1 protein-coding gene is annotated in these 436 nt (G+C 66.1%); it reads right to left on the bottom strand.

Annotated elements, in window-relative coordinates; translation table 11 throughout:
- Window positions 1-370, bottom strand: a 370-nt coding sequence (locus tag G3I78_RS48620; RefSeq protein WP_164437050.1) for a ScbR family autoregulator-binding transcription factor, incomplete at its 3' end; no start/stop codon positions are given.
- Between the last annotated feature and the right edge of the window lie 66 nt (window positions 371-436).

The raw sequence follows: 436 nt of genomic DNA, 5'->3' as shown, positions 1-436 counted from the left end.
GGTCGAGGAGCGTGGTGCCGAACTCCTCCCAGCGCAGGAAGGGGCCGCTGCGGTCGAGGCCCTGGGCCAGCTGGTCCATGGACAGCCGTACGCCGGCGCGCACCATGGGGTCGGTCTGCAGGCGGTGGGCGTGCAGCATGACCACGTCCACGATCTCCTGCACCTTGGAGGCGCGATCGGGAAACATGAGCTGCTGGTCCTGCTCGGCGAGCACCCCCTGGGCCAGGTCCTCCTTGGACTGGAAGTGGAAGTACAGCGCTCCCTTGGTCACCCCGGCCTCGCCGAGGATCTGGGAGATGGTGGCTGCTTGGTAGCCGTGTTCCTCGAAGATCTTGGCCGCCGCAGAAAGGATCGTCTGCCGTGTGCGGATAGCGCGGACTTGCTCAGCAACTGTGCCTCCTCACCTCCTTGGGATGTCATCCATCGATCGCGGTCC

It is taken from the genome of Streptomyces sp. SID13726 (assembly GCF_010548375.1).
GTDB lineage: Bacteria > Actinomycetota > Actinomycetes > Streptomycetales > Streptomycetaceae > Streptomyces.
The sequence above is the reverse complement of the archived record's forward strand: the minus strand, read 5'-3'. Positions and strand labels throughout refer to the sequence as shown.